Raw genomic sequence first — 23,141 nt, forward strand, 5'->3', positions numbered from 1 at the left:
ATGAAATACGATCTTACTATTCTCGGGCTCGGCTATATCGGCCTGCCGATGGCCGCTGTCTCCGCCAATGCCGGCCTTAATGTTCTCGGCGTGGATATTGTCGAACATATTGTTTCCACCGTAAATGCCGGTAAAGTGCATCTGGAGGAACCGGGCCTGCCCGAAAAAGTGGCTTCCGCCGTGCAGAGCGGAAAGCTGAAGGCAGCTACCGCTCCCTCCGCTTCCAATATTTTCATGATTGCCGTACCGACCCCGGTCGACCATCACACACACCAGCCGGATATGTCGCTCGTCGTATCGGCAGCGACCATGATCTCTAAGGTCGTTCAGGAAGGCGATCTCGTTATCCTGCAGTCTACCTCTCCGGTCGGCGCAACGGAACATAACGTAAAAGCCACCATTGAAGCCAAAAGGCCGGAACTCGTAGGCAAAGTTGATTATGTCTACTGCCCCGAACGCGCTATTCCGGGTAAGACGATGCATGAAATGATCTTTAACGATCGCGCTGTCGGTGGCCTGAGCCCGCGCGCGACCCAGCGCGGCATCGAATTCTATAGCAAGGTTGTCAAAGGCAAGCTGCTGGAAACGGATGCTAAAACTGCTGAGATGGTCAAGCTGGTGGAAAACGCCTCGCGCGACGTGCAGATCGCTTTCGCTAATGAGCTCTCCCTCGCCTGTGATGCTATGGGCCTCAATGTATGGGAAGTGATTAAGCTTGCCAATCATCACCCCCGCGTAAATATTCTGCAGCCCGGCCCCGGCGTAGGCGGCCACTGCATCGCGGTCGACCCCTGGTTCATTATCGATGCTGCTCCCAAGCACACGCCGCTGATGCGCACGGCGCGTCTGGTGAATGACGGCAAGCCGGACTGGGTAATCGAGAAAGTGAAGGAAGCTGCGAAAGGGATTTCCAATCCCATTATCTGCCTGCTCGGCCTTGCCTATAAGGAAAATGTGGACGATTTCCGCGAATCCCCTTCTGTTACGGTAGCCGACAAGCTGTTACAGGCCAATCTGGGCTCTGTCATCGTAGTAGAACCGTTCATGAAGCAAAGCGACCGTTATACGCTCGTTCCGCTGGAAGAAGGTATTGCGCAGGCAGATGTTGTCGTACACTTGACCGCGCATGACGCTTTCAAAGTCGTCACTAAGGCGCAACTGAGCAACAAGAAAGTGATCGACACTAGAGGATCGCTCGCGTTAGCGTAAGCAAAGAACCGCCAGCAAAAAAGGGGTTTCCAATGATGGAAACCCCTTTTTATTTACCTATACTAGAGTCTCTAGAAAGCGCTTTCTTTTTCCAGCAATGCGGGCAGCGTCTTAATCATAATGACGATATCCATCCATAAGCTCCAGTTACGGGCATAGCTGCATTCAAGGCGCACGCGCTCAGGGAAGGTAAGCTTATTGCGTCCGCTGACCTGCCACGGGCCGGTAATGCCGGGGCGCACGCTTTCGTAATAGACGAAATCATCCCCGTAAAAATCTTTCTGCTCCGGCGTGATCGGACGCGGGCCTACAAGGCTCATATCGCCTTTAAGCACATTGATAAACTGCGGCAGCTCATCAATGCTGGCCTTGCGGATGAACTTGCCGATCTTTGTGATGCGCACGTCGTTCTTGAGCTTCTGGAACTTCTGCCACTCCTCAGCCGCCGCCGGATTCTCCTGCAGGTAGGTTTTCAGGAATGCTTCCGCGTCAACACGCATGGAACGGAATTTATAGCACTTAAACGTCTTGCCATCCTTGCCGACGCGATCCTGCAGGAAGAACGCCGCGCCACCATCTTTCCTGACCAGATGGATAACGACGGCAAACAGAGGCAGCAGCATCAACAGCGCCAGGCTGGAGCAGAATATATCGAATCCGCGCTTCAACAGTCTCGGAACCGGAAGGTAGAGCCTGTTGGTATCATGCAGCAGCAGAACGTCATGCATCAGGAAGTGATGTTGCGAAAGCGTGCCGGTGGGCAAACCAAGCCAGGGCGGAATGATAGAGCAAGGCAGCCTTTCCCTGACCAGGAATTTCAGTGCGTGACTCTGCGATTCGAATTCAGCGGATTCCAGCGCAAGGAAAACATGTCCCGCATCGTATTCCGCCAGCAGTTCCTTCCAGGCATTCGGATACGTTCTGTTCTGAATTTCCTTCGGGTTCATCTGCACAGTGATATAGAATCCCATGCTCGGCTCACGGCTGAGCGCATGCATGACGGCAGCAGCCGAAGGCCCGGTACCGATCAAAATCGCCGGGATTTTCCATTCTCCCCTGGAATCAAGCCATCTCTGCACGATGCTGCGATTCCCCGCCAGCAGTATGATAAACAGTGTCCAGCTACCGCCGAACCAGGCATAAGAGATCGTATTATCCGCGAGCATTTCACCAAAAATACTGGCGACCACACCAAGACCGGCAATCAGCAATATATGCGAAACTTTCTCCCAGTAAGGAAGCCTGTGACGGTAATGCCCTTTAGCGCCAAGCCAGAAAAGTGAAAACATGCCTACATAGAAGAAGATCAGCGCCTGGCGGTGGATGAAATATACCCCTGTAGGCAATACCCCCGCCTGATAATAGTAAGGAAGCTTGATAATACCTGCCACAAGCTCACTGATCGTAAAGGCAGCTGTGAGCGCAACGACATCGCCAAACAGTAGCCACAAGGCAGAATTTTTAAAAATACGCGAGATATTGTTCATATAATTTTGACTGAATGATCCTGCTATGCCATGCTGTTTTTCAGATACTAAAGTCCGCCTCTCATACAGCAGGCGCACCCAGCATCACATTCCCAAGACACCCACATTAGCACAAAAAATTCCTTCATGCCTTAAGTGTGATGCCATTATGGCATGATAAAAAATTTATATTTTATAAACAAAATGATATGCCACGCTTATACAAGAAATCTTTTTACACGCAAGTGTCAATCCATAACACCCTCATCTTTGCTACCTATAGTAGCAATGATGCATATATATCACACTCAGAATAGTGAGCATAATTAAACTATCCATCTGATATACATGAAAAAGGGGCACAGCTTCTGCCGCGCCCCCTATTTTAGATAATAATGGGTTATTGGGTAACGATCTTACCTTCTTTGACATTAAATGTCGTATCGTCCTTATTGGTGAGCACTCCGTCCGGAGCTACGTTTTTTGAACCGTCCGGATTGATTAAGGTGATGGTATTATCGCTGCCGACTTCATATTTTGTGCCATCCTTCAGCGTACCGCCGGTCGGCTTGGAAGACGTATCCGTAACGGTTGTGGAAACGGATGTTCCGGTAGTGACGCCCGGAGCCACCTGATTAACAGCCGCAGTCGGCGACTCAATCGTCGTTTTGGTGGAAGCTCCGACAGTTGCATCTGCTGCAAACGCGGTCTGGGCAAAAGCGACAGAACTGGCCAGCACTAACAGGGAAAGTATGTTTTTCATGACTGAACTCCTTGTGATTTCGGTTAAAGTGATCATACTCGACCACACAATTGCTACTATGCCATACTGTCCTTTTCATCATGATGGAATCAGCATTACAAGTACGTAATCCACGCTTTCGGATATTACACGGCCTCTTTATATATTGCTTTCTGCTGCTGCCTGCCCTTGCCGCACAGGCACAGGAAGAGATTCGGACTGTTAAATCCGTGATAAACGGAAAATCATTCATCACCGATTCCGGTGAAACCGTAAGGCTGGCGGGAATTGAAGCGCCGAATGCACAGGAAGCCAATACGCCATCGCATCACGGCCGCCTGGGTGAACCGCTCGGCGATGAAGCAAAACAGACGCTAAGTTCGCTTATCCTCAGCCGGAAAGTTCGCATCCAATATGCAGTGGCTAAACCAGATCGCCATAACCGGATACTTGCACAAGTATACGATATGCAGGGGCACTGGATACAGGGCGCGATGCTCGAAGCCGGAATGGCAATGACCTACAGCTTCACTGATACTCCTTCTGACGTTATCGAGAAGATGCTGGCAGCAGAACATAAAGCTCAACGTAAAAATATAGGCCTGTGGGCCAATCCGTACTACCGGATCATCACCCCCCAGGAAACCGCCGAGTTCATCAACCGCTTTAAACTGGTCGAAGGTAAAGTTGTCAGTATCAACCATTATCACGGTCATATTTACATCAATTTCAGCGAATACTGGAAAGGCAACTTTGCCGTGTTTGTCTCACAAAAATACGCGAGCGCTTTCACCGATAAATACCTGCAATCCTTAACAGGCAGTAAGGTGCGCGTGCGCGGCTGGATACATTATTATCATGCTCCAATGATGGATATAACGCACCCGGAACAGATAGAAATCATCCATTAACATATTGAGAACAGTACACTAAGATAATTAGGGACGATTCCGGCTTGCTTTCTGATATTTATGGGATATGTTTTCACATCCCGATAACTACAAATAGGGAAAACATGGTGAAGTTTTTTTCACGCGCACGTTTCCTTTTGTTACTGGTGGCCACAGCAATTTCAGCCGCCGCTGCTCTTACTGCACCGGCACTGCTGACCGCCATGCAAGACAATGCGAAACCCGCACCGACCGTATCACCGGTCGTAACTGCTGCTGCCGAGCAGAAGCAGATTGAACCGACAGAAGTCAAAGTTGCTCGCCGCAACGAACCCAGCAACTTGCGTGAACTCGCAGGTGCCCGCTGGAAAGCAGGGCTCGCTGCTTTCGCAAAACAGGATGCAGCACAGGCTGCACAATATTTCTGCGCCATACTGGACAATACCAAACTTCCCACAGCGGACCGCGCTACCGTAGCCTTCTGGGCATACCGCGCTTTTACCGCCGCCGGGAATGAAAAATCCGCCAAGCATTATCTTGAAATGGCTGCAGCGGAAGATACAAGTTTCTACAGCATTCTGGCACGCCATCTCAATGGCAACTCCACCGTGTCGCCGAACGTACAGCTGAGCATGGCGATCGAATATGCCACGCGCAAGAGCGACGCCAATAATCTTTACCCTATGCCGGACTGGAAACCCGCTTCCGGTTATAAGCTTGAACCTGCTTTGCTGTTTGCCATCATGCGGCAGGAATCGGCATTTAACCCGCATGCGCTGAGCCCCAGCGGCGCAATCGGCGTGATGCAGCTCATGCCGGATACGGCGCACGCAATGGCGCGCAGTGTCAGGGTACGCGGCTCCATCGGCGAACCTGCGGTCAGCATGGCGCTCGGCCAGCAATATGTTCAGCACCTGATGGAAATGAACTCCATCGGCGACAATCTCGTCTACCTGCTTGCCGCTTATAATGCAGGTCCGGGTGCACTGGAAAAATGGCAGCATTCTATCGAACAGAAAGATCCGCTGCTGTTTATCGAATCCATCCCCTATGCCGCAACGCGTGATTATGTCGTCAACGTGATCGGCAATTACTGGGTCTATTCCGAACTGTTCGGCAATGCTAATTTTTCACTCAGCATGATTGCACAGAACGAATGGCCGCTCTATACCAGTTCTGTGGAACGCTTCGCTTCCAAATAAACTGCCGCTGCATGAGCCTAATGCCCATCCGGGCATAACATAAAGGAGACCGTCCATTGCCCTGCTCGCTAGGCTTCGACAGTGAAATGGAATATACCGGCATTGTTGCCGGTGTTGACGAAGTTGGGCGGGGTCCCTTAGCCGGACCGGTAGTAGCCGCCTGTGTGATACTGGACCGACAGAAAATACTGCCTGACGGTATCGACGACTCCAAGAAACTGCTCAAGGCCAGGCGCGAGGCGTTATACAGCCATCTTATGGCAGAAGCCCATGTAGGTATCGGCATCTGCAGCGTCGAAGAAATCGACGAGCATAATATATTAGGCGCCTCCAAACTGGCCATGCGCCGTGCATTTGAATTGTTGCCGCTGCGCCCCGATGTCGTGCTGGTTGACGGCAACCAGCTGCCAGACCTTCCCTGCGACATGCACGGCATTATCGGAGGCGATGCATTATGCGTCTCTATCGCCGCTGCCTCCATCATCGCCAAAGTAACGCGTGATAGAATTATGGAAGAACTGGCAAAGGAATACCCACATTATGGCTGGCAGCACAATGCCGGTTACGGCACGAAACTGCATCATGAAGGGCTTGCGATGTTCGGCATTACGCCACATCACCGCAGGAGCTTCGCTCCGATCCGCCAGATAGTGGAAATGATGCAGGCCCAGAAAGTCGCCGGCTGATGCTCTCCCCGTTCCATATCGCCATTCCTATAAATGACATACAGACTACCAAAGATTTTTACATCAACCTGCTCGGCTGCACCACAGGTCGTGAAGCGGAACGCTGGGTAGATTTCAATTTCTTCGGCCACCAGTTATCTGCGCATGTGAAGCCGGAAGAAACCGCAACCGCTGCCAAAAACGCAGTGGATGGGAAAGATGTGCCGGTACGCCATTTCGGTGTAATCCTGCCGTGGGAGGAATGGCACAAGCTGGCTGAACGGTTGAAAGGCAAAGTAGATTTCATCATTGAGCCTTACATACGCTTCAAAGGTGAAACAGGTGAACAGGCAACGATGTTCTTCCTCGATCCCAGCGGCAACGCGCTGGAATTCAAATCCTTCCAGGATCAGACGCAGATTTTTGCGAGATAACTTACCCCACGAGATTGCTTTGAAAGTCGCTAGGCCGCTAGTGAGAATGGCTTTTTTCAGGGAACCGCAGCGCAGCGTACGTAAAAGTAGGTGAGCAGCGGAAGGCCTGAAAACAACTATTCGCAACAAGGCATAGTAGACTTTACAAGTAATCTCTAACCGTAATACCGCTCTACCGATTGCACCTCTTCCTTCCCACGCAGCGATGCCACGATGGAATTCAGATGGCGGATATCTTTCACCTCAACGTCGATCAGCAACTCGAAGAAATCCGAGGAACGGTTAAGGATCTTCAGGTTCGTGATATTGCCCATATCTTTGGCGATAACGGCTGTCACCGTTGCAAGCCCGCCCGCTTCATGCAGCACCGTCACCTTGATGCGCGCCACATGCGGAATACCGGTGCTGCTGTCCCACGCCACGTCGATCCAGCGTTCCGGCGTTTCCGAGAAATTCTCGAGCGTCTCGCAGGACGTCGTATGGATGGTAATGCCCTTCCCTGTCGTCACAATGCCGACAATCTTATCGCCCGGAATCGGGTGGCAGCATTTGCCGAAATGCATCGCCATGCCGGGAATCAGCCCCTTGATCGGAATCGCATCCGCAGGTGACGTCGGCTTCTTGCGCAGACGGGCAAGCAGCGAGCCCTTCTTCGTCTGCACGGAAGTCAGCTTGCGGTCGGGAAAGATCGCCTCGAACACATGCGTGCGGTTCAGTATCCCCTCGCCCACTTCCGCGTAAATATCGTCCGGCGTCTTCTTGCCGAACTTTTCTCCCGCGGCTTCCATCATCTTGTCGGTCAGGTCTTCATTTTCCTGCTTGAAGGTCTTGGTCAGGATCGCCTTGCCGAGATTGATATACTCCGCGCGCTGCTGCGTGCGGATAAATTTGCGTATTTCCGAACGCGCCTTACCGGTGACGACGAAACGTTCCCAGGTCGGTGAAGGCGTCTGCGTTTTGGAGGTAATGATTTCCACCTGGTCGCCATTTTTCAGCGGCGTGCGCAACGGCACAATACGGCCGTTGATCTTCGCACCGACGCAGGTATCGCCCACGCCCGAATGCACGGCATAAGCAAAGTCCACCGGCGTTGCCCCACGCGGCATGGCGATAATGTCACCTTTAGGCGTGAAACAGAATACCTGGTCGTGATACATTTCGAGCTTCGTGTGCTCGAGGAATTCTTCCGGGTTGGAAGAGCGATCGAGAATATCCAGCAGCTCGCGTATCCATCGATACTGCTTGCCCTCTTTTTTATAATCATGGCGCTGCTTATAAGACCAGTGCGCCGCCACACCGTATTCCGCGATGTCGTGCATCTCCTTCGTGCGGATCTGCACTTCCACGCGGTGCTGCCCCGGTCCGATCACCGAAGTATGCAGCGACTGGTAGCCGTTGTTTTTCGGCGTGCTGATATAATCCTTAAAACGTCCGGGAATCGTGTGATATGCTGAGTGGATCGCCCCCAGCACCTGATAACATTCCGGAATCGTATTCACCACAACGCGGAAAGCGATAATGTCGCTCAACTGCTCGAAGCTGACATTCTTCGTCTCCATTTTCTTCCAGATCGAGTAAGGACGCTTTTCACGACCGCTGATCGTGAAATGCTCGATCCCCGCTTCCGTCATCGTCTTGTTGAGGTGGTTCTCGATCTTCTCGACCAGTGCCTTATCCTGTTCACGCAGGTAATCCAAACGCTTAACGATAGATTCACGCGCTTCCGGGTAAAGCTCGGCGAATGCGAGATCCTGCAATTCTTCCTTCACCTTGCGCATACCGATGCGCTCGGCTAGCGTCGAGTAGATATCGAGCGTCTCCCGGGCGATGCGCTGGCGCTTTTCCGGCGATTTGATATATTTGAGCGTACGCATATTGTGCAGGCGATCCGCCAGCTTCACCATCAGCACACGCAGATCTTCCGACATCGCCACGAGCAGCTTGCGGAAATTCTCAGCCTGCTTGGCATTTTCGGACTTGGTTTCGATGCGTGTAAGCTTCGTTACGCCGTCTACGAGCGAGGCCACTTCCTTACTGAAATACTGCTCGATATCCGCAAGCGTCGCTTCCGTATCCTCCACCGTGTCATGCAGTAGTGCCGTGACGATGGAAGCCGTGTCGAGCTTAAACTCGGTCAGCATATACGCCACTTCTACGGGATGAGAGAAATACGGGTCGCCCGAAGCGCGTTTTTGACTGCCATGCGCTTTCATGGCAAATACATAAGCGCGGTTGATCATGTCCTCATCCGCATCCGGATCGTAGGACTTCACGCGCTCCACCAGTTCAAATTGTCGTATCATATTTATTCAATATAGTATATTCAGGCGCTTGTCACAATGCCGTAGAGGGCAGAAAATCCATTAATCCTATTTAACTAATACTCTAAGAAATGGCCGACCGCGTACTGATTAGCCTGGAAGATGTAAACCTCACTTTCGGCGGAAAACCGCTCTTTGAAGAGCTAAAAATGCATATCGCCGAGAATGACCGTATCTGCCTTGTCGGCAAGAACGGCGCCGGCAAGACGACATTGATGCGCCTGATTACAGGAGAGCTGGACCCGGATACGGGCAAACGCTTCGCCTATCCCGGCCTCACCATCGGCTATCTCGCACAGACGATCGACAGCAATCCGGACGATACCGTCCGCCAGTTCGTGCTTTCCGGTTTGGCGAAGGAAGAGCAGACTGAAGATAAGCAGCATCTGGCCGATATCGTTATCTCCCCGCTGGATTTGAATCCAGAGGCACTGATGGGAGCGCTTTCCGGCGGCCAGGCCAGACGCGCAGCCCTTGCGCGCGCGCTCGTGGCCGGACCGGAGGTGCTCCTGCTGGATGAACCGACCAACCATCTCGATCTCGGCGCAATCGAATGGCTGGAAAAATTTCTTGCCGCTTACCGCGGCGCAGTGGTCTGCGTAAGCCATGACCGCGCATTCCTGGCCAACGTTTCACGTAAAGTCTTCTGGATCGATAAAGGCGGCATTCGCGTCTCCCCCGGCGGCTACGCGCAGTTTGACGACTGGATGGAACAGATTGTCGAGCACGAAGCCCGCGCATTGCAGAACATGCAGAAGAAACTGGAAGCGGAAGTGGACTGGACGCAAGGCGGTGTTACGGGACGACGTAAACGCAACCAGCGCCGCCTTTCGGAACTGCGCCGCCTGCGCGAAAAACTGAAATCCGACAAGGAAGCGTTTAACAAGCGCATGAAGAAGATTGAGCTGGATGCCGTCGCACCAGTGCAATCCTCCAAAATCGTCGCCGAGTTCAAAAGCGTCAGCAAATCATTCCGGCACGGTAACGACAACCTCCCCATCCTGAATGATTTCAGCCTGCGCATACTGCGCGGCGACCGCATCGGGATCATAGGCAAGAACGGCTCGGGCAAATCAACGTTCATTAAGCTGCTGACAGGCGAAATCGAGCCGGATGCCGGACGCATCTCGCGCGGCAAAACAGTGGATTTCAGCTATTTCGACCAGAACCGCTCCGGTGTCAATCCCGGCCTAAGCCTCTGGGAAACGCTCTGCCCGGAAGGCGGCGACCGCGTGAGCATCGGGCACGGCGAAGAACAGCGCACGGTTCATGTCTGCGGTTACCTAAAAATGTTCATGTTTGATCCCCAATCCGCACGCGATAAGGTGGGAACCCTTTCCGGTGGACAGCAGAACCGGCTGATGCTGGCAAAACTCCTCTCCAATCCGGGCAATGTGCTGATCCTCGACGAGCCGACAAACGACCTGGACATGGATACGCTCGACATGTTGCAGGAACTGCTGGCAGATTACGAAGGCACACTCATTGTCGTAAGCCATGACCGCGACTTCCTCGACCGCACCGTGACCGAGATCCTCGCCTTTGAAGGAAATGGGATAGTAGAAGGTTGCCTGGGCGGCTATAGCGACTACCATCAGGCAAAACAGCAACGGATCGCCGCAGCACGCAAAAAAGAAGTCCCGATTGCAAAAGAAGAAAACATTGTTGCCCCCGGAAAGCCCGCAGCACAGAAAATATCCTTTAAGTTCAAGCATGAACATGAGAAACTGCCGGAAAAGATCGCCGATCTGGAGACCGAACTGGCGCAGCTTAAGGAAATGCTGATGGACAGCACACTCTACAACCAGAATCCAGATGCTTTTGATGAAATAACAAGGCGTTATACATCAGTTCAGCAGGATCTTTCCAAAGCCGAAACACGCTGGCTGGAACTGGAGGAAATGCTCGGGGCAAAATAGCGCATCAGCTGTTGACATTCCTGACAATTGTCACTATAAATCGCGCCTCAAAGCTATATATTCTAGGAATTCAGTCATGAAACGTACTTATCAGCCCAGCAAAATCGTTCGCAAACGCCGTCATGGCTTTCGCTCCCGTATGGCTACCGTTGGCGGCCGTAAGGTGATTGCTTCGCGCCGCTCCAAAGGCCGTAAGCGCCTCTCCGCTTAATAGCTTTTCTCATAATATGCCGGAATTCCGTATACTGAAGAAGCGTGCGGATTTCCTTCTGGCAGCGGGAAGCGGTTTCAAATTCGTCAAACCTTCCATTATTGTTCAGTCGCGGCCTCGCAAAGAGGAAAACGCGCCAGATGATGCACATGTACGCATCGGTTTCACAGCCACCAAAAAACTCGGCAATGCCATCATCCGCAACCGCGCCAAACGCAGAATGCGTGCAGCCGCTGCACAATTAATTCCTGAATTGGGACTGAAAAGCTGCGATTACGTATTTATCGGTCGGGAAGAAGTATATAAGGGAGAGTTTTCCCACATTCTGCGCGATATGCGCCACGCGCTTAAGAGACTGGCCGATCAGATGAAAGAAGCTTCCAATAAAAAAGAAGAGACCATTTAAAAGTCGCTAGACCGCTAGCGAGAATGGTAGTTTCTCGGGAACCGCAGCGGAATGTACGTTCAAGTACATGAGCAGCGGAAGACCAGGAAACTACTATTCGCAGCAAGGTAAGTAGACTTATAAATGGTCTCTAAATAAAAAACCCTCCGCCACACATTAGCAGCGGAGGGGTTTTCCGTAAGCTCGAATTAACGGCTCAGGTTAGCTGAAACGTTGTTGAACGTGTTCGTCAGGTTACCACCGACAGCGCGGATAGCCGCGATAGCAGCGATCGAAATCAGAGCGGCAATCAGGCCATATTCGATTGCAGTGGCACCGTTCTGGTTCTTAAGAAGAGCGATCAAAGTATTCATAATAGTACCTTTCAGTGTTTTTTTACATCCAGTACCAACATTTTTCAGCCGATAATGAACTAGATTATAACAAGCAAGTTATAGGTCCCTCAGTTCCCCGAAGGCTCTTAAATAGTAGCAGTTTCGTTCGGCAAATACAAGATAATTGCTCCCGGGCACCTCAAACGCAGGAAATCTCCTGCATCACTCCAAAAGGCAAGGTTTTCCCTGACTCTGCAGAAGATTCACACAAAAAAGCGTTAAAAACCATAGATAAATCAACATCAAACCGCGTTGCATAAACACCACACTCAAAAGAGAAAACTATGCATCACACCTAAAATCTTCCGCCTAAAAGAGCCACGTTGGTTTCCAAGACAATATCTAAAGCACTTGAAAATACCCTCCCCCTATGACAGACTGCGCCCTTCATTGGAACCGACGTTCTTGCCGCATCGCAAAGACCTTCCTTTATTAACCCTCACGCATTCCAATTACCGCCATGTTTATCTTTCGACTGCTTTTCATCATATGCGCCATTTTCCTGTTGCTCGTGCTTGGCATGGCAAGCGCATTACTGCTGAGACTGCGCACGGGTATGAATCATTCTTTCACACAGAATGGCCCCAGGCCGTCAACGAATTACAAAAACTATAAAGACGACGGCAATGTGATCGAGGGCGATTATAAAGTGCTCGACGAATCCTCAAAGGAATGAAACACTGCCAGAACTGTTGACGTATAAAATAATACGTCTAAATAGATAATGCTTTGCAATCTTCGGGTGGCGTACAATGACAAACAGCGTGACTATCCATAATTCCGAACAAGGCCCTTGGGGAAAACCTCGCGGCAGCAGCGGCGGAAGCGGTGGCGGCTGGAAACCGGGTGGCTATCCGCCGAAAAATTCCGGTCCCGGCGATCTGGATGAAATGCTGGACGAAGTCAAAAAGCGCTTCAGGGAATTGTTCGATGGCGAGCACGGAAACCGCAGCATCCTGCTTGCGCTGATATTCTTCGTCCTGTTGTGGCTGGGTTCCGGCATCTACCAATTGCAACCGGGCGAACAGGGTGTAGTGTTGCTGTTCGGCAAATTCGACCGCATAGCGGCCGCCGGCCTTCGTTATCACCTCCCCGCCCCGTTTGAAAGCGTTGAGATCGTCAATAGCGAAGCCATTCGCATGGTAACCCTTTCCGGCGACCGCGAAAGCATGTCCTCACGCAGCATCATGGGCACCACCAGCACCGATAGCCGCGACGATGAAATCCTCATGCTGACCGGGGATGAAAATATCATCAATCTGAGCTTCAACGTGCAATGGAAAGTGCGCGACGCTAAAGATTTCATCTTCAACCTCACCCATCCGGAAACCACCGTGCGCTCCGTCGCTGAAAGCGCCATGCGCGATGTAATTGGCCGCACCCCTATCAATGCCGCCCTGACCGGAGGCAAGCTGAAAGTGCAGGACGATGTGCGCCAGCTCATGCAGGAAACGCTAGATAACTATCATTCCGGCATCGACATCATTAACGTGAACATGCTGGATGCCAGTTTCCCCCGCGCCGTGGTGGATGCTGCACGTGATGTGCAGGCCGCCCGCGCTGACCAGGACCGGGCACGTAACGAAGCCGAGGCCTACCGCAACGATATCATTCCCAGAGCCCGCGGTAAGGCACAGCGTATCGTACAGGAAGCCGAAGGATATAAACAGGAAGTCATAGCGCGCGCGCAGGGCGATGCTGCAAGGTTTAACTCCATTTATGCCCAGTATAAGCAGGCACCGGAAGTCACCCGGGAACGCATGTATCTCGAATCGATGGAAAGAGTCATGTCGGATGCACATAAATTCGTTGTGGATAATAAAGCAGGCGTTCTGCCCTATCTGCCGCTGGCCGGAACCGGCCTTCATACCACATCCGCACCGCATAACGAGAAGGATGAGCAATAATGCGCTTTAACCCCACACCGGTCATCATTCTCATCGTCGCCGCACTCGTGCTACTCTATAACAGCCTGTATGTTGTCGAACAGACAGAGACCGCGCTCGTAACACAGTTCGGTAAACCCGTTGCAATCGAACTGCATCCGGGACTGAAATTTAAAATGCCGTTCGTCCAGACAGTCGAATATTTCGATAACCGTCTGCTGGAATATTACATGCCGGACGAAATCGAGATCAATGCTTCCGATGAAAAACGTATCAAGCTGGAAGCTTTCCTGCGCTGGCGTATCGTGGATCCGCTGGCATTCGCCCGCGCGACACGCGCGGCAGGTATCGGCGGCAACCGCGTTTCCGCCATGAACCAGCAGCTTGCCAATCTCCTGGGTTCCAGCCTGCGTCAGGCAATAGGCAGCGTACCGCTGAGCGACCTGCTATCGCCGAAGCGTGACCAGATCATGCAGCAGATACGGGATATGGTCTCCAAGCAGACCTATAGCTCCCATGAAGACGATAGCAACAGCACGAAGGAACAGGGCGGTTTCGGCATTAAGATTGTCGACGTACGTATCGTAAAAGCCGACCTGCCCCCGGAAAACAGCGAAGCTGTCTTTAAGCGCATGCAAGCCGACCGCAAACGTGAAGCCACTACCTACCGCGCACAGGGCGATGAGGAAGCGCAGACCATCCGCGCCGAAGCTGAGCGCCAGCGTACCGTCATTCTTGCCGATGCGCAGAAGCAGGCGGAAATCACGCGCGGCGAAGGCGATGCGCAGGCAGCCAAGATTTCTGCCGACGCTTATAGCAAAGATCCGGAGTTCTATGATTTCTACCGGTCGATGCAGGCTTACGCCCGCTCCATGACCCCGAAGGATACTACTTTTGTCCTGTCGCCGGAGAGCCGCTTCCTAAGGCAGTTCAGCAAGCCCGAAAGCCGTTAGTCCATTTCAAATACAATCCCATAAAGTTTAGAGAGCATGACCAAACAATCCGACCTGAAAAACCTTATTCTTGCCATGGCCCTTTCCTTCCTGATCATGGCAGGCTGGCAGCATTTCGTGGAAAAACCGCGCCAGCAGCAGGCACAGCTTGCTGAAAAAATACATGCGCAATCGGAAGGTCTGAATAAACCCGAAGAAACCCAGACGCCGAAATCCCGTCAGGAACTGCTGACGGAATCCCCACGCGTGAGCATTCATTCCACCGATGTCCAGGGTTCGCTGAATCTGAAGGGCCTGCGCTTTGACGATCTCTCCCTCGCACAGTACCGTGAAACGCTTGATCCCAAAAGCCCTGAGGTCATTCTGCTTTCCCCGGCTCCGGCACAAGACGGTTATTTCGCGGAAATTGGCTGGCTGTCCGATAACAAAAATATAAAACTACCGTCGGAAGATACGGTATGGACCGCTGATCACCCCGAGCTTACCCCCACACAGCCTGTGACCCTTTCCTGGAATAACGGAAGCGGTGTCACTTTCTACGCCAAAATCTCGCTGGATGAAAAATATCTCTTCACCATCGAATGCAGCGCAACGGATGCGACCGGTAATCCCATTGCCTTAAGCAATTACGCTTTCATCAACCGCGTCTATGATATCAAGGTACATCCGACATCCGGCATTATGCATGAAGGTCCGCTCGGCGTATTTGACGGTAAGCTGCACGAAGCCACCTACAAAACACTGATCGATAACAAAGAGGAATCTTACGAGTCTAAAAACGGCTGGCTTGGCATTGCCGATAAATACTGGCTGGCTGCCTTTGTCCCTGAACAGAAAGAGTTTACCTCGAAACTCAGCTATTATTCGGCTAAAGACCGTCCGCATTTCCAGGTAGATTATCGCGGCTCCGTGCAGGCACATACCACCCTGCACTTCTTCGCTGGCGCCAAGGAAATGGCCGTGCTGGATGATTACGCCAGCCGATACCATATTCCGCTGTTCGACCACGCCGTGGATCTGGGCTGGTTCGACTTCCTGACCAAACCCATCCTGAAAATGCTGACCTACTTCTATAACCTGACGGGTAATTTCGGCATCGCCATTCTGATCCTGACGGTACTGGTGAAGCTGTTTATGTTCCCGCTGGCGAGCAAGTCTTTCCGCTCCATGAATCAGATGAAGCTGCTGCAGCCCAAGATCAACGAGATTCGTGAACGCCACAAGGACGATTCGTTGAAAATGAATCAGGCCATGATGGAGCTTTACAAGCGCGAGAAGGTAAACCCGGCATCCGGCTGCCTGCCCATGTTCATCCAGATCCCGGTATTCTTCTCGCTCTACAAAGTATTGTATGTCGCACTGGAAATGCGCCATGCACCGTTCTTCGGCTGGATTCATGACCTTTCCGCACCGGACCCGACGAATCTGTTCACGTTGTTCGGTCTTATCCCTTGGGAACCGCCCGCCCTGCTTCACCTGGGCATCTGGCCGATCATTATGTGCCTCACCATGGTCATCCAGCAGCGCCAGTCTCCCCCGCCTGCCGACCCCACTCAGGCAAAGATGATGAAACTGCTGCCGCTCGTCATGCTGTTCCTGTTCTCCTCGTTTGCATCCGGGCTGGTGATTTACTGGTCCTGGAGCAACTTGCTGACCATCCTACAGCAATGGTATATCAAGGTGAAACATGAACACCCGCATCCGCATCGCAAATAGCGGAAACAAAAAAGGGAGGCTCCGGCCTCCCTTTTCATTTCTTCCGTCTTAGGAACTCAGATTATTGAAGCGAAGCCAGCAGGCTGAGCTCTTCAGTCGCCGAAGGCGTTAGGTTCATTGCGGAGATCAGTAGACCGAAACAGGAACAATAAAGTTTAAATACCTAAAACATCTTTCATGCTGTAGAAACCCGGCTTCTGCTTATTCGCCCACATGGCGGCGCGTATGGCACCGGTAGCATAAATCTCCCTGCTGGAAGCTTTATGAGCCACCTCAATCCGTTCGCCCATGCAGGCAAACGTCACCGTATGATCGCCGATCACATCGCCGCCGCGGCGCACGGAAAAGCCGATGCTTCCCTGCTTGCGCGCGCCCAGCACACCGTGCTGGTAATGATTGATGACATCTGCCAGCGCCACTTTGCGGCCGCGTGCAGCCGCTTCACCAAGCATCAACGCCGTACCTGAAGGAGCATCCACCTTGAAACGATGATGCATCTCATCGATTTCAATATCGCATTCTTCCGGCCCAAGGATAGCAGCCATTTTCTCCACCAGCCCCTGCAGCACATTCACACCAATACTCATATTCGACGAATAGACAATGCGCGCCTGCTTCGTCTGCGCCTGGATAGCCGTAAGACTTTCGCCCTTGATAGCAGTCGTGCCGCACACATGCACCTTACCGTGCTTGGCCGCAAGCTGCGCGAGCATCACGCTATATTCCGGCGCAGTGAAATCAATGACCGCATCCGCATGGATGAACAGATCTTCCGGGTTCGTGGTAATCAGCACATCCGGCGTGGGTACGCCGACAAGACTGCCCACTTCATGGCCCGCAAGCTTGTGGCCTGTATGCTCACTGCCGCCACCCAGCGTTACGCCATCGGTCGCCAGCACTTTGCGTACCAGCGTCTGCCCCATGCGCCCTGCGCACCCGGCTATCGCAATTTTCACGCTGCCAGCCCTTTCTCTTTCAGCAGAGCCTGCAGCTCGCCCGACTGATACATTTCACGCGCGATATCGCAGCCGCCGACAAATTCGCCTTTAACGTAAAGCTGGGGAATAGTCGGCCAGTTGGTGAAGTGCTTGATGCCGTCACGCAGCTGCGGGTCAGCCAGGACGTTCACATCCTTGAAATCCACACCGCAGCGGGCGAGGATCTGCACAACGGTAGCCGAAAAACCGCATTGCGGCATGTCTTTCGTTCCCTTCATGAACAGCACAACGGAGTTGTCGTTAATCGTCTTTTCGATCTGGGAAAATACGGGATTATCGTTCATAACATTCTCTTTCCTGACTTGGGATTCCGGTACGTTAAAGCCTGTTGCTTAGCAGAGTTGGGAGGATTTGTCACTGGGAGACTGCGATTTCCGCCACTGCATGCGCTATTCGGCGTCCGGCATCCATCGTGCGTGACGCTGCAACCATAGCGTAAGGCCACTCGGTAAATCCATCACCGGAAGATTCGATAATCCCTGCTCGCCCCGTATCCCGCATCCACTCCATAAAGGCCATATTCTGCGGATTCATGTTGCTGACACGGTACAGGAACAACTGCGAAGGCTCCACTACGCGCGCAATTTCGCACGGCATGGAGACCGAATCGCCGCTGACCACAATTCGGTTATGGGGGGAGGAAGCAACCGCCCCCACCATGGCCCGGTAAGGCGTTTCATTATTCTGGTTCTTCATATGGAACGGGAAGAAAAGCATACCACAGCCTGAGCCGTATAAGACGCTGAGAAACTCCTGTGTATCCGAAATCGCTGAGCGCGGGCTGTTGGTGGCAATGACATAAGCTCCGGATGCCTTAGCTTGCTGAGCGACATATTCCGCCATCTTCGCCGTTTCTCCTCGCTGCATGTTCCTGCCATCCACCTTCCCGCCCAGCATCACGGCAATCACCGGCTGGTCTGGCGCGAACGTAAAACGATTTTTCCAATCCTGATAAGCCAAATCCGCCTTTTCCTTCGTCATTGTATTAGCCACACCGTCCGTGCGAACGATTATAGCTTTTCCGAATGTTTCCGGACAGCGCTGATCATAAGCCGGAACAGCAAGTACCGTAATTTTATCCTGCACGGATTCCAGCCCGTCCGGCACTTCATGTCCGATAAGCACAGCGATATGGCGCATCGGCTTCGGCAATTGTGAAAAAGCCTGTACACCTGCATCGCTCACGCCGATCACGATATGCTGGCCGCTATATCGTTCGATAATCGCTTCTATCCTACCGACATCACTGACATCATGTTCCAATATGATCGCATCCTGAAATCGCTCGCGCAGCGCGTCGACCACACCGAGCGCCTGGTTTCGCTCGCCGATCTTCAGTCCTTGCCGTGTATTCGTGATGTAATGAATATGCATATGCGCGCGATAGTAGAGGAAATAGGTTAACAAACTGTCAAAAAAAGTTCATTTTTATTTTGGGGCTCAACTGGCTATATTGGCGAAACCAACAAAACACAAACAGGAGTTGAGTTATGAGCAGCACAGCAACAGCATTAAAAACAGATAGCCGTGACCTGGGTTCAACCGACTTAGCCGCAAATGTGCATAAGGACGTAAGCACATGGCACAGCGCAGCATCGAAGGGAGGGAAACTTGAAAATCCGGAATTCGATACAAAACTTACAGAGAAACTGGCGCAGACAATACGCGATGGCGCAGAAGCGCTGCGCAGAGATGAAGTAATTGCAGAAGGAAGTAAAGCCGCAGTCGTAGCGGAAGCTGTAAGCGGAGCAATGGAAGCCATCAGAACACACGAGAAGCTCGCCACCTATGCAGGAAGCAAGGTTAAAGGGTTGGTTAACGATGTCGACGCTAAGCTACCTGAAGATTTACAACTGGAAGCAAGGAGAAATGCGACTGCGACACAGGCTCCCCCGGTTCCCAGAGAGAGCGCAACTGCGAGAGTAACCGCCGCTGAACCTGAAATGGCAGGTGCATCTCGATAAAGGAAATTATACGTAAAAATTCTGAGCCGGATAACATAAGCAATTTTAATATGTTATTCCGGCTCTTCCCGCCTCTCCCCACAACCTGTCCTGTTTCATCTGAAACTGCAAAAAACCTTGCTATATAACCGTTAATATTTTATCAAGAAGAGCAAGGAAAAAACCGCCTATTTTTACAGGAAGTAATTGTGGAATCTTCATCCCTGAAATCTGATCTCCAGCCGGTCTCAATCGAATCCGAAATGCGCAAGTCGTACCTCGACTATGCGATGAGCGTGATCGTATCGCGTGCCCTGCCCGACGTGCGCGACGGATTGAAGCCTGTGCATCGGCGCATCCTGTACGCCATGCACGAAACGGGGAACGACTGGAACAAACCGTACCGCAAATCAGCCCGTATCGTCGGTGAAGTAATGGGTAAATACCACCCGCACGGCGACTCCGCGATTTACGACTCCCTGGTCCGTATGGCACAGCCCTTCTCCATGCGCTTGCCGCTGGTGGATGGCCAGGGTAACTTCGGCTCCATGGACGGCGACAACGCAGCGGCAATGCGTTACACGGAATCCCGTCTTGCCAAAGCCGCCCATGCCTTGCTGACCGATATCGATAAAGACACAATCGATTTCCAGGATAACTATGACGGTTCGGAAAAAGAACCCACCGTTATTCCGGCGCAGTTCCCCAATATCCTCGTCAACGGCGCAGGCGGTATCGCTGTGGGTATGGCAACGAATATTCCACCGCACAATTTGGGTGAAGTGGTCGATGCGTGCTGCCTCTATATCGACAATAACGATGTCACCATCGACGAAATGATGCAGGTCTGCCCCGGTCCGGACTTCCCCACCGGCGCTATCATCCTCGGCCGCACAGGCAGCCATAGCGCGATGCATACCGGCCGTGGCTCAGTCATTATGCGCGGCAAAGCCGAAATTGAAGATCTCAAGGGCGGCAAACAGGCCATCATTATCACCGAAATTCCGTATCAGGTGAACAAGGCGCGCATGGTTGAGCGTATCGCCGAACTGGTGAAGGAAAAACGCATCGAAGGCATTTCCGATCTGCGCGACGAATCCGACAAGCAAGGCGTGCGCGTGGTCGTGGAAGTGAAAAAAGAAGCGGTGGCCGAAGTCGTACTGAACCAGCTTTACAGCTACACCCCGCTGCAAACCTCGTTCGGCGTGAATATGCTGGCTATCGACCAGGGCCGCCCGCGCCTCATGAACCTGAAACAGGTGATTGAAGCGTTTGTGAACTTCCGCGAAGAAGTCATCACGCGCCGCACTTTGTTCCTGCTCAACAAAGCCCGCGACCGCGCCCATGTATTAATCGGCCTTGCAATTGCCGTTGCCAATATCGACGAAGTAATCCGGGTTATCCGCGCCGCAGCCGATCCGGTTATTGCAAAGAACGAACTGATGGCCCGCAGCTGGGAAGCGCACGATGTCGGCGCGCTGCTGGCACTTGTGGACGATTCCGGCAACAGGATCGAAGACGGCAAGATCAGATTTACCGAAACGCAGGCAAAAGCCATTCTGGAACTGCGTCTGCAGCGCCTGACCGGTCTGGAACGCAGCAAAATCGACGAAGAACTGCAGCAGCTCGCCGGTGAAATCAGCGAATGCCTGTCTATTCTCGGCTCGCGTGAAAAACTGTTGGGCATCCTGAAAGACGAATTACTGAAAGCGCGTGAAGAATTCGCCACCCCGCGCCGTACCGTATTTGAGGAATCCGATTCCGATATCGACATCGAATCGCTCATTCAGAAAGAAGATATGGTCGTTACCGTCACCCTCGGCGGTTATATCAAGCGCGTACCGCTTTCCGCCTACCGCGCACAGCGTCGCGGTGGCAAAGGCAAGCAGGCAATGGCCGTTCGCGATGAGGATATCACGACCGAAGTCTTCGCCACCAACACCCACACCCCTGTATTGTTCTTCTCGAACTACGGTAAGGTGTACAAACTCAAAGTTTACCGCCTGCCACTGGGCACAGCACAGGCGCGCGGCAAAGCGCTGGTCAATATCTTCCCGCTGGCCGAAGGCGAAACAATTACGAACTTCATGCCGCTGCCGGAAGACGAAACCCAGTGGGATAACATGCATATCATGTTTGCCACCGCATCGGGCAACGTGCGCCGTAACGATCTTTCGGACTTCCATGACATTCGCGCCAATGGCAAAATCGCTATGAAGCTCGATGAAGGCGACAAGCTTATCGGTGTCATGACCTGCAAGGAAACCGACCAGATCCTACTGGCGGCAAGATCCGGTAAGTGTGTGCGCTTCCCGGTCGATGCCGTCCGCGTCTTCAAGAGCCGCACATCCGACGGTGTGCGCGGCATGAAACTGGCCGAGGGTGACGAGCTTATCTCCATGTCGGTGCTAGGAGGCATCGAATCCACGACCGAAGAGCGTGTGGCATATCTGAAAATGGCTGCCCAGCGCCGCCGCGCCGGGGATGAAGATACTGAAGTCAGCGCACCGGATGAAGAAGAAGCTGGCGTTCAGGCGATCACATTGACGGAAGAACGCTACGCCGAACTCGCAGCCGCGGAGCAGTTCCTGCTGACGATCACGGAAAACGGCTACGGCAAACGCAGTTCCGCTTATGAATACCGCGTCACGAACCGTGGCGGTTCCGGCATCGTCGGCATCGTGACCTCGGCACGTAATGGCGGTGTGATTGCAAGCTTCCCGATTGAGGATGACGATCAGATCATGCTCATGACGAACAAGGCAAAGCTCATCCGCACGCCGGTGAAGGACATTCGCATTGCTGGCCGCAACACGCAGGGCGTTACGATTCTGAAGACCGCCGAAGGTGAAAAAGTCGTCTCCGCCACTTCCGTCAAGGAAGACGAGTCGGCAGCCGGCGAGCAGGACGAAGAAGCTACGGAAGAATAATCGTCTGTAGATGCCAAGCAGCAGCACCAACATCCTCATCACGGGAGCAAGCAGCGGTCTGGGCGCAGCACTGGCAAAGGCCTATGCCATGCCAGGTGTTGTGCTGGGCCTGATGGGCCGCAACCAGGAACGGCTTAAGGAAGTCGCGGACTACTGCACCCGCAAAGGCGCCAAGGTCGAAGTCGGCCTCGCGGATGTGCGGGATGATGAAATCATGTCCGACTGGATTGAGCATTTCGATGACAGACACCCTGTCGACCTGCTGATCGCCAATGCTGGCGTTTCCGCCGGAGCTGGCGGGCAAAAAGAGTCCCAGAAAAAACTGCGCGAGATATTTGCCGTCAATATAGACGGTGTGCTCAATAGCGTGCTGCCGATCATCCCGCGCATGCAGCAGCGCCGTCAGGGCCATATCGCCGTTATGAGCTCGCTCGCAGGTATTCGCGGACTGCCGAGCTGCCCCGCCTACAGCGCAAGCAAGAATGCGGTGCGCGCATTCGGTGAAGGACTTCGCGGCGACCTGAAACAGGACGGCGTGCATGTCTCCGTCATTTGCCCCGGTTATATCAAAACACCGATGACGGACGTCAATGAATTCCCCATGCCATTCATTATGAGCGCAGAACGTGCAGCCGATATCATCATGGGTGGTATACAAAAAAATAAAGCGAGGATTGCATTCCCGCTTGCACTTTACCTTCCCCTGTGGCTTATATCCTGCCTGCCGGTGGCGCTGACCGACCCGTTATTCGCGTTGCTGCCGAAAAAGAAATAGTAAATAATTTGCACATCGGCTACACGGAAGAGTTGTACGCAACTCCTCTGGGGGATAGTACTGTGCATACCTAAACGAGGCGGATGCCTTGAAAGAAAAAG

Annotated in this window: 22 protein-coding genes; 15 read left to right on the forward strand and 7 right to left on the reverse strand. The window is 52.7% G+C overall.

Annotated features, from left to right (window positions below):
- On the forward strand, positions 1–1,209 hold the full coding sequence (gene wecC / locus VFT64_09150) for a UDP-N-acetyl-D-mannosamine dehydrogenase (protein HEU5047990.1): 1,209 nt from the start codon (positions 1–3) through the stop codon (positions 1,207–1,209).
- Between the two features lie 71 nt (positions 1,210–1,280).
- Here wecC and VFT64_09155 read toward each other — a convergent pair whose 3' ends face one another.
- Together VFT64_09155 and VFT64_09160 are read right to left on the reverse strand one after the other, a co-directional pair.
- Complete coding sequence (locus tag VFT64_09155; protein HEU5047991.1) at positions 1,281–2,696, reverse strand: exopolysaccharide biosynthesis polyprenyl glycosylphosphotransferase; 1,416 nt, start codon at positions 2,694–2,696, stop codon at positions 1,281–1,283.
- Between the two features lie 379 nt (positions 2,697–3,075).
- Positions 3,076–3,438 carry a hypothetical protein gene (locus tag VFT64_09160; protein HEU5047992.1) on the reverse strand — a complete coding sequence of 121 codons (363 nt, stop codon included), beginning with the start codon at positions 3,436–3,438 and terminating at the stop codon, positions 3,076–3,078.
- Positions 3,439–3,518: 80 nt separating this feature from the next.
- On the opposite strand from VFT64_09160, the gene VFT64_09165 reads away from it, so the two are divergent.
- From VFT64_09165 to VFT64_09180, 4 genes are all read left to right on the forward strand, one after another.
- Positions 3,519–4,328, forward strand: coding sequence for a thermonuclease family protein (locus VFT64_09165; GenBank protein ID HEU5047993.1), 810 nt, complete (start codon positions 3,519–3,521; stop codon positions 4,326–4,328).
- A gap of 104 nt (positions 4,329–4,432) precedes the next feature.
- Positions 4,433–5,509: a lytic transglycosylase domain-containing protein gene (locus VFT64_09170; protein ID HEU5047994.1), complete on the forward strand. Its 1,077-nt coding sequence runs from the start codon at positions 4,433–4,435 to the stop codon at positions 5,507–5,509.
- A gap of 86 nt (positions 5,510–5,595) precedes the next feature.
- A complete protein-coding gene (locus VFT64_09175; protein HEU5047995.1) occupies positions 5,596–6,195 on the forward strand; it encodes a ribonuclease HII in 600 nt (199 codons plus the stop codon).
- Entirely contained in the window at positions 6,195–6,608 is a 414-nt protein-coding gene (locus VFT64_09180) for a VOC family protein (protein HEU5047996.1), read from the forward strand. Before VFT64_09175 ends, VFT64_09180 begins: the two co-directional genes overlap by 1 nt.
- Positions 6,609–6,763: 155 nt before the next feature.
- Here the strand turns inward: VFT64_09180 and VFT64_09185 are convergent, their stop codons facing one another.
- Positions 6,764–8,911, reverse strand: a complete 2,148-nt coding sequence (locus VFT64_09185; protein ID HEU5047997.1) for a bifunctional (p)ppGpp synthetase/guanosine-3',5'-bis(diphosphate) 3'-pyrophosphohydrolase — start codon at positions 8,909–8,911, stop codon at positions 6,764–6,766.
- 89 nt (positions 8,912–9,000) lie between these two features.
- On the opposite strand from VFT64_09185, the gene VFT64_09190 reads away from it, so the two are divergent.
- The 3 genes from VFT64_09190 to rnpA all read left to right on the forward strand — a co-directional run bounded on the left by VFT64_09190 (position 9,001) and on the right by rnpA (position 11,465).
- The gene (locus VFT64_09190; GenBank protein HEU5047998.1) at positions 9,001–10,848 is read left to right on the forward strand and encodes an ABC-F family ATP-binding cassette domain-containing protein; all 1,848 of its coding nucleotides are present in this window, start codon (positions 9,001–9,003) and stop codon (positions 10,846–10,848) included.
- Between the two features lie 76 nt (positions 10,849–10,924).
- Positions 10,925–11,059, forward strand: a complete 135-nt coding sequence (rpmH, locus tag VFT64_09195) for a 50S ribosomal protein L34 (protein HEU5047999.1) — start codon at positions 10,925–10,927, stop codon at positions 11,057–11,059.
- Between the two features lie 16 nt (positions 11,060–11,075).
- Complete coding sequence (gene rnpA, locus VFT64_09200) at positions 11,076–11,465, forward strand: ribonuclease P protein component (protein ID HEU5048000.1); 390 nt, start codon at positions 11,076–11,078, stop codon at positions 11,463–11,465.
- A gap of 188 nt (positions 11,466–11,653) precedes the next feature.
- Here the strand turns inward: rnpA and VFT64_09205 are convergent, their stop codons facing one another.
- On the reverse strand, positions 11,654–11,818 hold the full coding sequence (locus VFT64_09205; protein ID HEU5048001.1) for a Flp family type IVb pilin: 165 nt from the start codon (positions 11,816–11,818) through the stop codon (positions 11,654–11,656).
- Positions 11,819–12,299: 481 nt separating this feature from the next.
- Here VFT64_09205 and VFT64_09210 point away from each other — a divergent pair, with 481 nt between their 5' ends.
- The 4 genes from VFT64_09210 to yidC all read left to right on the forward strand — a co-directional run bounded on the left by VFT64_09210 (position 12,300) and on the right by yidC (position 16,394).
- Positions 12,300–12,515 (forward strand): hypothetical protein, encoded by a 216-nt coding sequence (locus VFT64_09210; GenBank protein HEU5048002.1) that lies wholly within the window; start codon positions 12,300–12,302, stop codon positions 12,513–12,515.
- Between the two features lie 76 nt (positions 12,516–12,591).
- On the forward strand, positions 12,592–13,746 hold the full coding sequence (gene hflK, locus VFT64_09215; GenBank protein ID HEU5048003.1) for an FtsH protease activity modulator HflK: 1,155 nt from the start codon (positions 12,592–12,594) through the stop codon (positions 13,744–13,746).
- Positions 13,746–14,678 (forward strand): protease modulator HflC, encoded by a 933-nt coding sequence (gene hflC / locus VFT64_09220; GenBank protein ID HEU5048004.1) that lies wholly within the window; start codon positions 13,746–13,748, stop codon positions 14,676–14,678. The genes hflK and hflC overlap by 1 nt, the downstream gene beginning before the upstream one ends.
- 36 nt (positions 14,679–14,714) lie before the next feature.
- Positions 14,715–16,394, forward strand: a complete 1,680-nt coding sequence (gene yidC / locus VFT64_09225) for a membrane protein insertase YidC (protein ID HEU5048005.1) — start codon at positions 14,715–14,717, stop codon at positions 16,392–16,394.
- Positions 16,395–16,549: 155 nt separating this feature from the next.
- Here yidC and dapB read toward each other — a convergent pair whose 3' ends face one another.
- The 3 genes from dapB to VFT64_09240 form a co-directional block, all read right to left on the reverse strand.
- Positions 16,550–17,350: a 4-hydroxy-tetrahydrodipicolinate reductase gene (dapB, locus tag VFT64_09230; GenBank protein HEU5048006.1), complete on the reverse strand. Its 801-nt coding sequence runs from the start codon at positions 17,348–17,350 to the stop codon at positions 16,550–16,552.
- Entirely contained in the window at positions 17,347–17,676 is a 330-nt protein-coding gene (gene grxD, locus VFT64_09235) for a Grx4 family monothiol glutaredoxin (GenBank protein HEU5048007.1), read from the reverse strand. Before grxD ends, dapB begins: the two co-directional genes overlap by 4 nt.
- A 70-nt stretch (positions 17,677–17,746) precedes the next feature.
- The gene (locus VFT64_09240; protein HEU5048008.1) at positions 17,747–18,766 is read right to left on the reverse strand and encodes an ELM1/GtrOC1 family putative glycosyltransferase; all 1,020 of its coding nucleotides are present in this window, start codon (positions 18,764–18,766) and stop codon (positions 17,747–17,749) included.
- A 116-nt stretch (positions 18,767–18,882) separates the two neighbouring features.
- On the opposite strand from VFT64_09240, the gene VFT64_09245 reads away from it, so the two are divergent.
- The 3 genes from VFT64_09245 to VFT64_09255 all read left to right on the forward strand — a co-directional run bounded on the left by VFT64_09245 (position 18,883) and on the right by VFT64_09255 (position 23,040).
- Positions 18,883–19,356, forward strand: coding sequence for a hypothetical protein (locus VFT64_09245; protein ID HEU5048009.1), 474 nt, complete (start codon positions 18,883–18,885; stop codon positions 19,354–19,356).
- A gap of 185 nt (positions 19,357–19,541) precedes the next feature.
- Positions 19,542–22,265, forward strand: a complete 2,724-nt coding sequence (gene gyrA, locus VFT64_09250; GenBank protein ID HEU5048010.1) for a DNA gyrase subunit A — start codon at positions 19,542–19,544, stop codon at positions 22,263–22,265.
- A 10-nt stretch (positions 22,266–22,275) separates the two neighbouring features.
- A complete protein-coding gene (locus tag VFT64_09255; GenBank protein HEU5048011.1) occupies positions 22,276–23,040 on the forward strand; it encodes an SDR family NAD(P)-dependent oxidoreductase in 765 nt (254 codons plus the stop codon).
- Positions 23,041–23,141: the final 101 nt, after the last annotated feature.

The sequence above is a fragment of the Rickettsiales bacterium genome (genome assembly GCA_035765535.1).
In the GTDB taxonomy this organism is placed as follows: Bacteria; Pseudomonadota; Alphaproteobacteria; order Rickettsiales; family JABCZZ01; genus JABCZZ01.

Coding starts and splice junctions, on each gene's coding strand:
- wecC (HEU5047990.1), top strand. CDS start 1: ATGAAATACGATCTTACTATTCTCGGGCTCGGCTATATCGGCCTGCCG.
- VFT64_09155 (HEU5047991.1), bottom strand. CDS start 2,696: ATGAACAATATCTCGCGTATTTTTAAAAATTCTGCCTTGTGGCTACTG.
- VFT64_09160 (HEU5047992.1), bottom strand. CDS start 3,438: ATGAAAAACATACTTTCCCTGTTAGTGCTGGCCAGTTCTGTCGCTTTT.
- VFT64_09165 (HEU5047993.1), top strand. CDS start 3,519: ATGATGGAATCAGCATTACAAGTACGTAATCCACGCTTTCGGATATTA.
- VFT64_09170 (HEU5047994.1), top strand. CDS start 4,433: ATGGTGAAGTTTTTTTCACGCGCACGTTTCCTTTTGTTACTGGTGGCC.
- VFT64_09175 (HEU5047995.1), top strand. CDS start 5,596: ATGGAATATACCGGCATTGTTGCCGGTGTTGACGAAGTTGGGCGGGGT.
- VFT64_09180 (HEU5047996.1), top strand. CDS start 6,195: ATGCTCTCCCCGTTCCATATCGCCATTCCTATAAATGACATACAGACT.
- VFT64_09185 (HEU5047997.1), bottom strand. CDS start 8,911: ATGATACGACAATTTGAACTGGTGGAGCGCGTGAAGTCCTACGATCCG.
- VFT64_09190 (HEU5047998.1), top strand. CDS start 9,001: ATGGCCGACCGCGTACTGATTAGCCTGGAAGATGTAAACCTCACTTTC.
- rpmH (HEU5047999.1), top strand. CDS start 10,925: ATGAAACGTACTTATCAGCCCAGCAAAATCGTTCGCAAACGCCGTCAT.
- rnpA (HEU5048000.1), top strand. CDS start 11,076: ATGCCGGAATTCCGTATACTGAAGAAGCGTGCGGATTTCCTTCTGGCA.
- VFT64_09205 (HEU5048001.1), bottom strand. CDS start 11,818: ATGAATACTTTGATCGCTCTTCTTAAGAACCAGAACGGTGCCACTGCA.
- VFT64_09210 (HEU5048002.1), top strand. CDS start 12,300: ATGTTTATCTTTCGACTGCTTTTCATCATATGCGCCATTTTCCTGTTG.
- hflK (HEU5048003.1), top strand. CDS start 12,592: ATGACAAACAGCGTGACTATCCATAATTCCGAACAAGGCCCTTGGGGA.
- hflC (HEU5048004.1), top strand. CDS start 13,746: ATGCGCTTTAACCCCACACCGGTCATCATTCTCATCGTCGCCGCACTC.
- yidC (HEU5048005.1), top strand. CDS start 14,715: ATGACCAAACAATCCGACCTGAAAAACCTTATTCTTGCCATGGCCCTT.
- grxD (HEU5048007.1), bottom strand. CDS start 17,676: ATGAACGATAATCCCGTATTTTCCCAGATCGAAAAGACGATTAACGAC.
- VFT64_09240 (HEU5048008.1), bottom strand. CDS start 18,766: ATGCATATTCATTACATCACGAATACACGGCAAGGACTGAAGATCGGC.
- VFT64_09245 (HEU5048009.1), top strand. CDS start 18,883: ATGAGCAGCACAGCAACAGCATTAAAAACAGATAGCCGTGACCTGGGT.
- VFT64_09255 (HEU5048011.1), top strand. CDS start 22,276: ATGCCAAGCAGCAGCACCAACATCCTCATCACGGGAGCAAGCAGCGGT.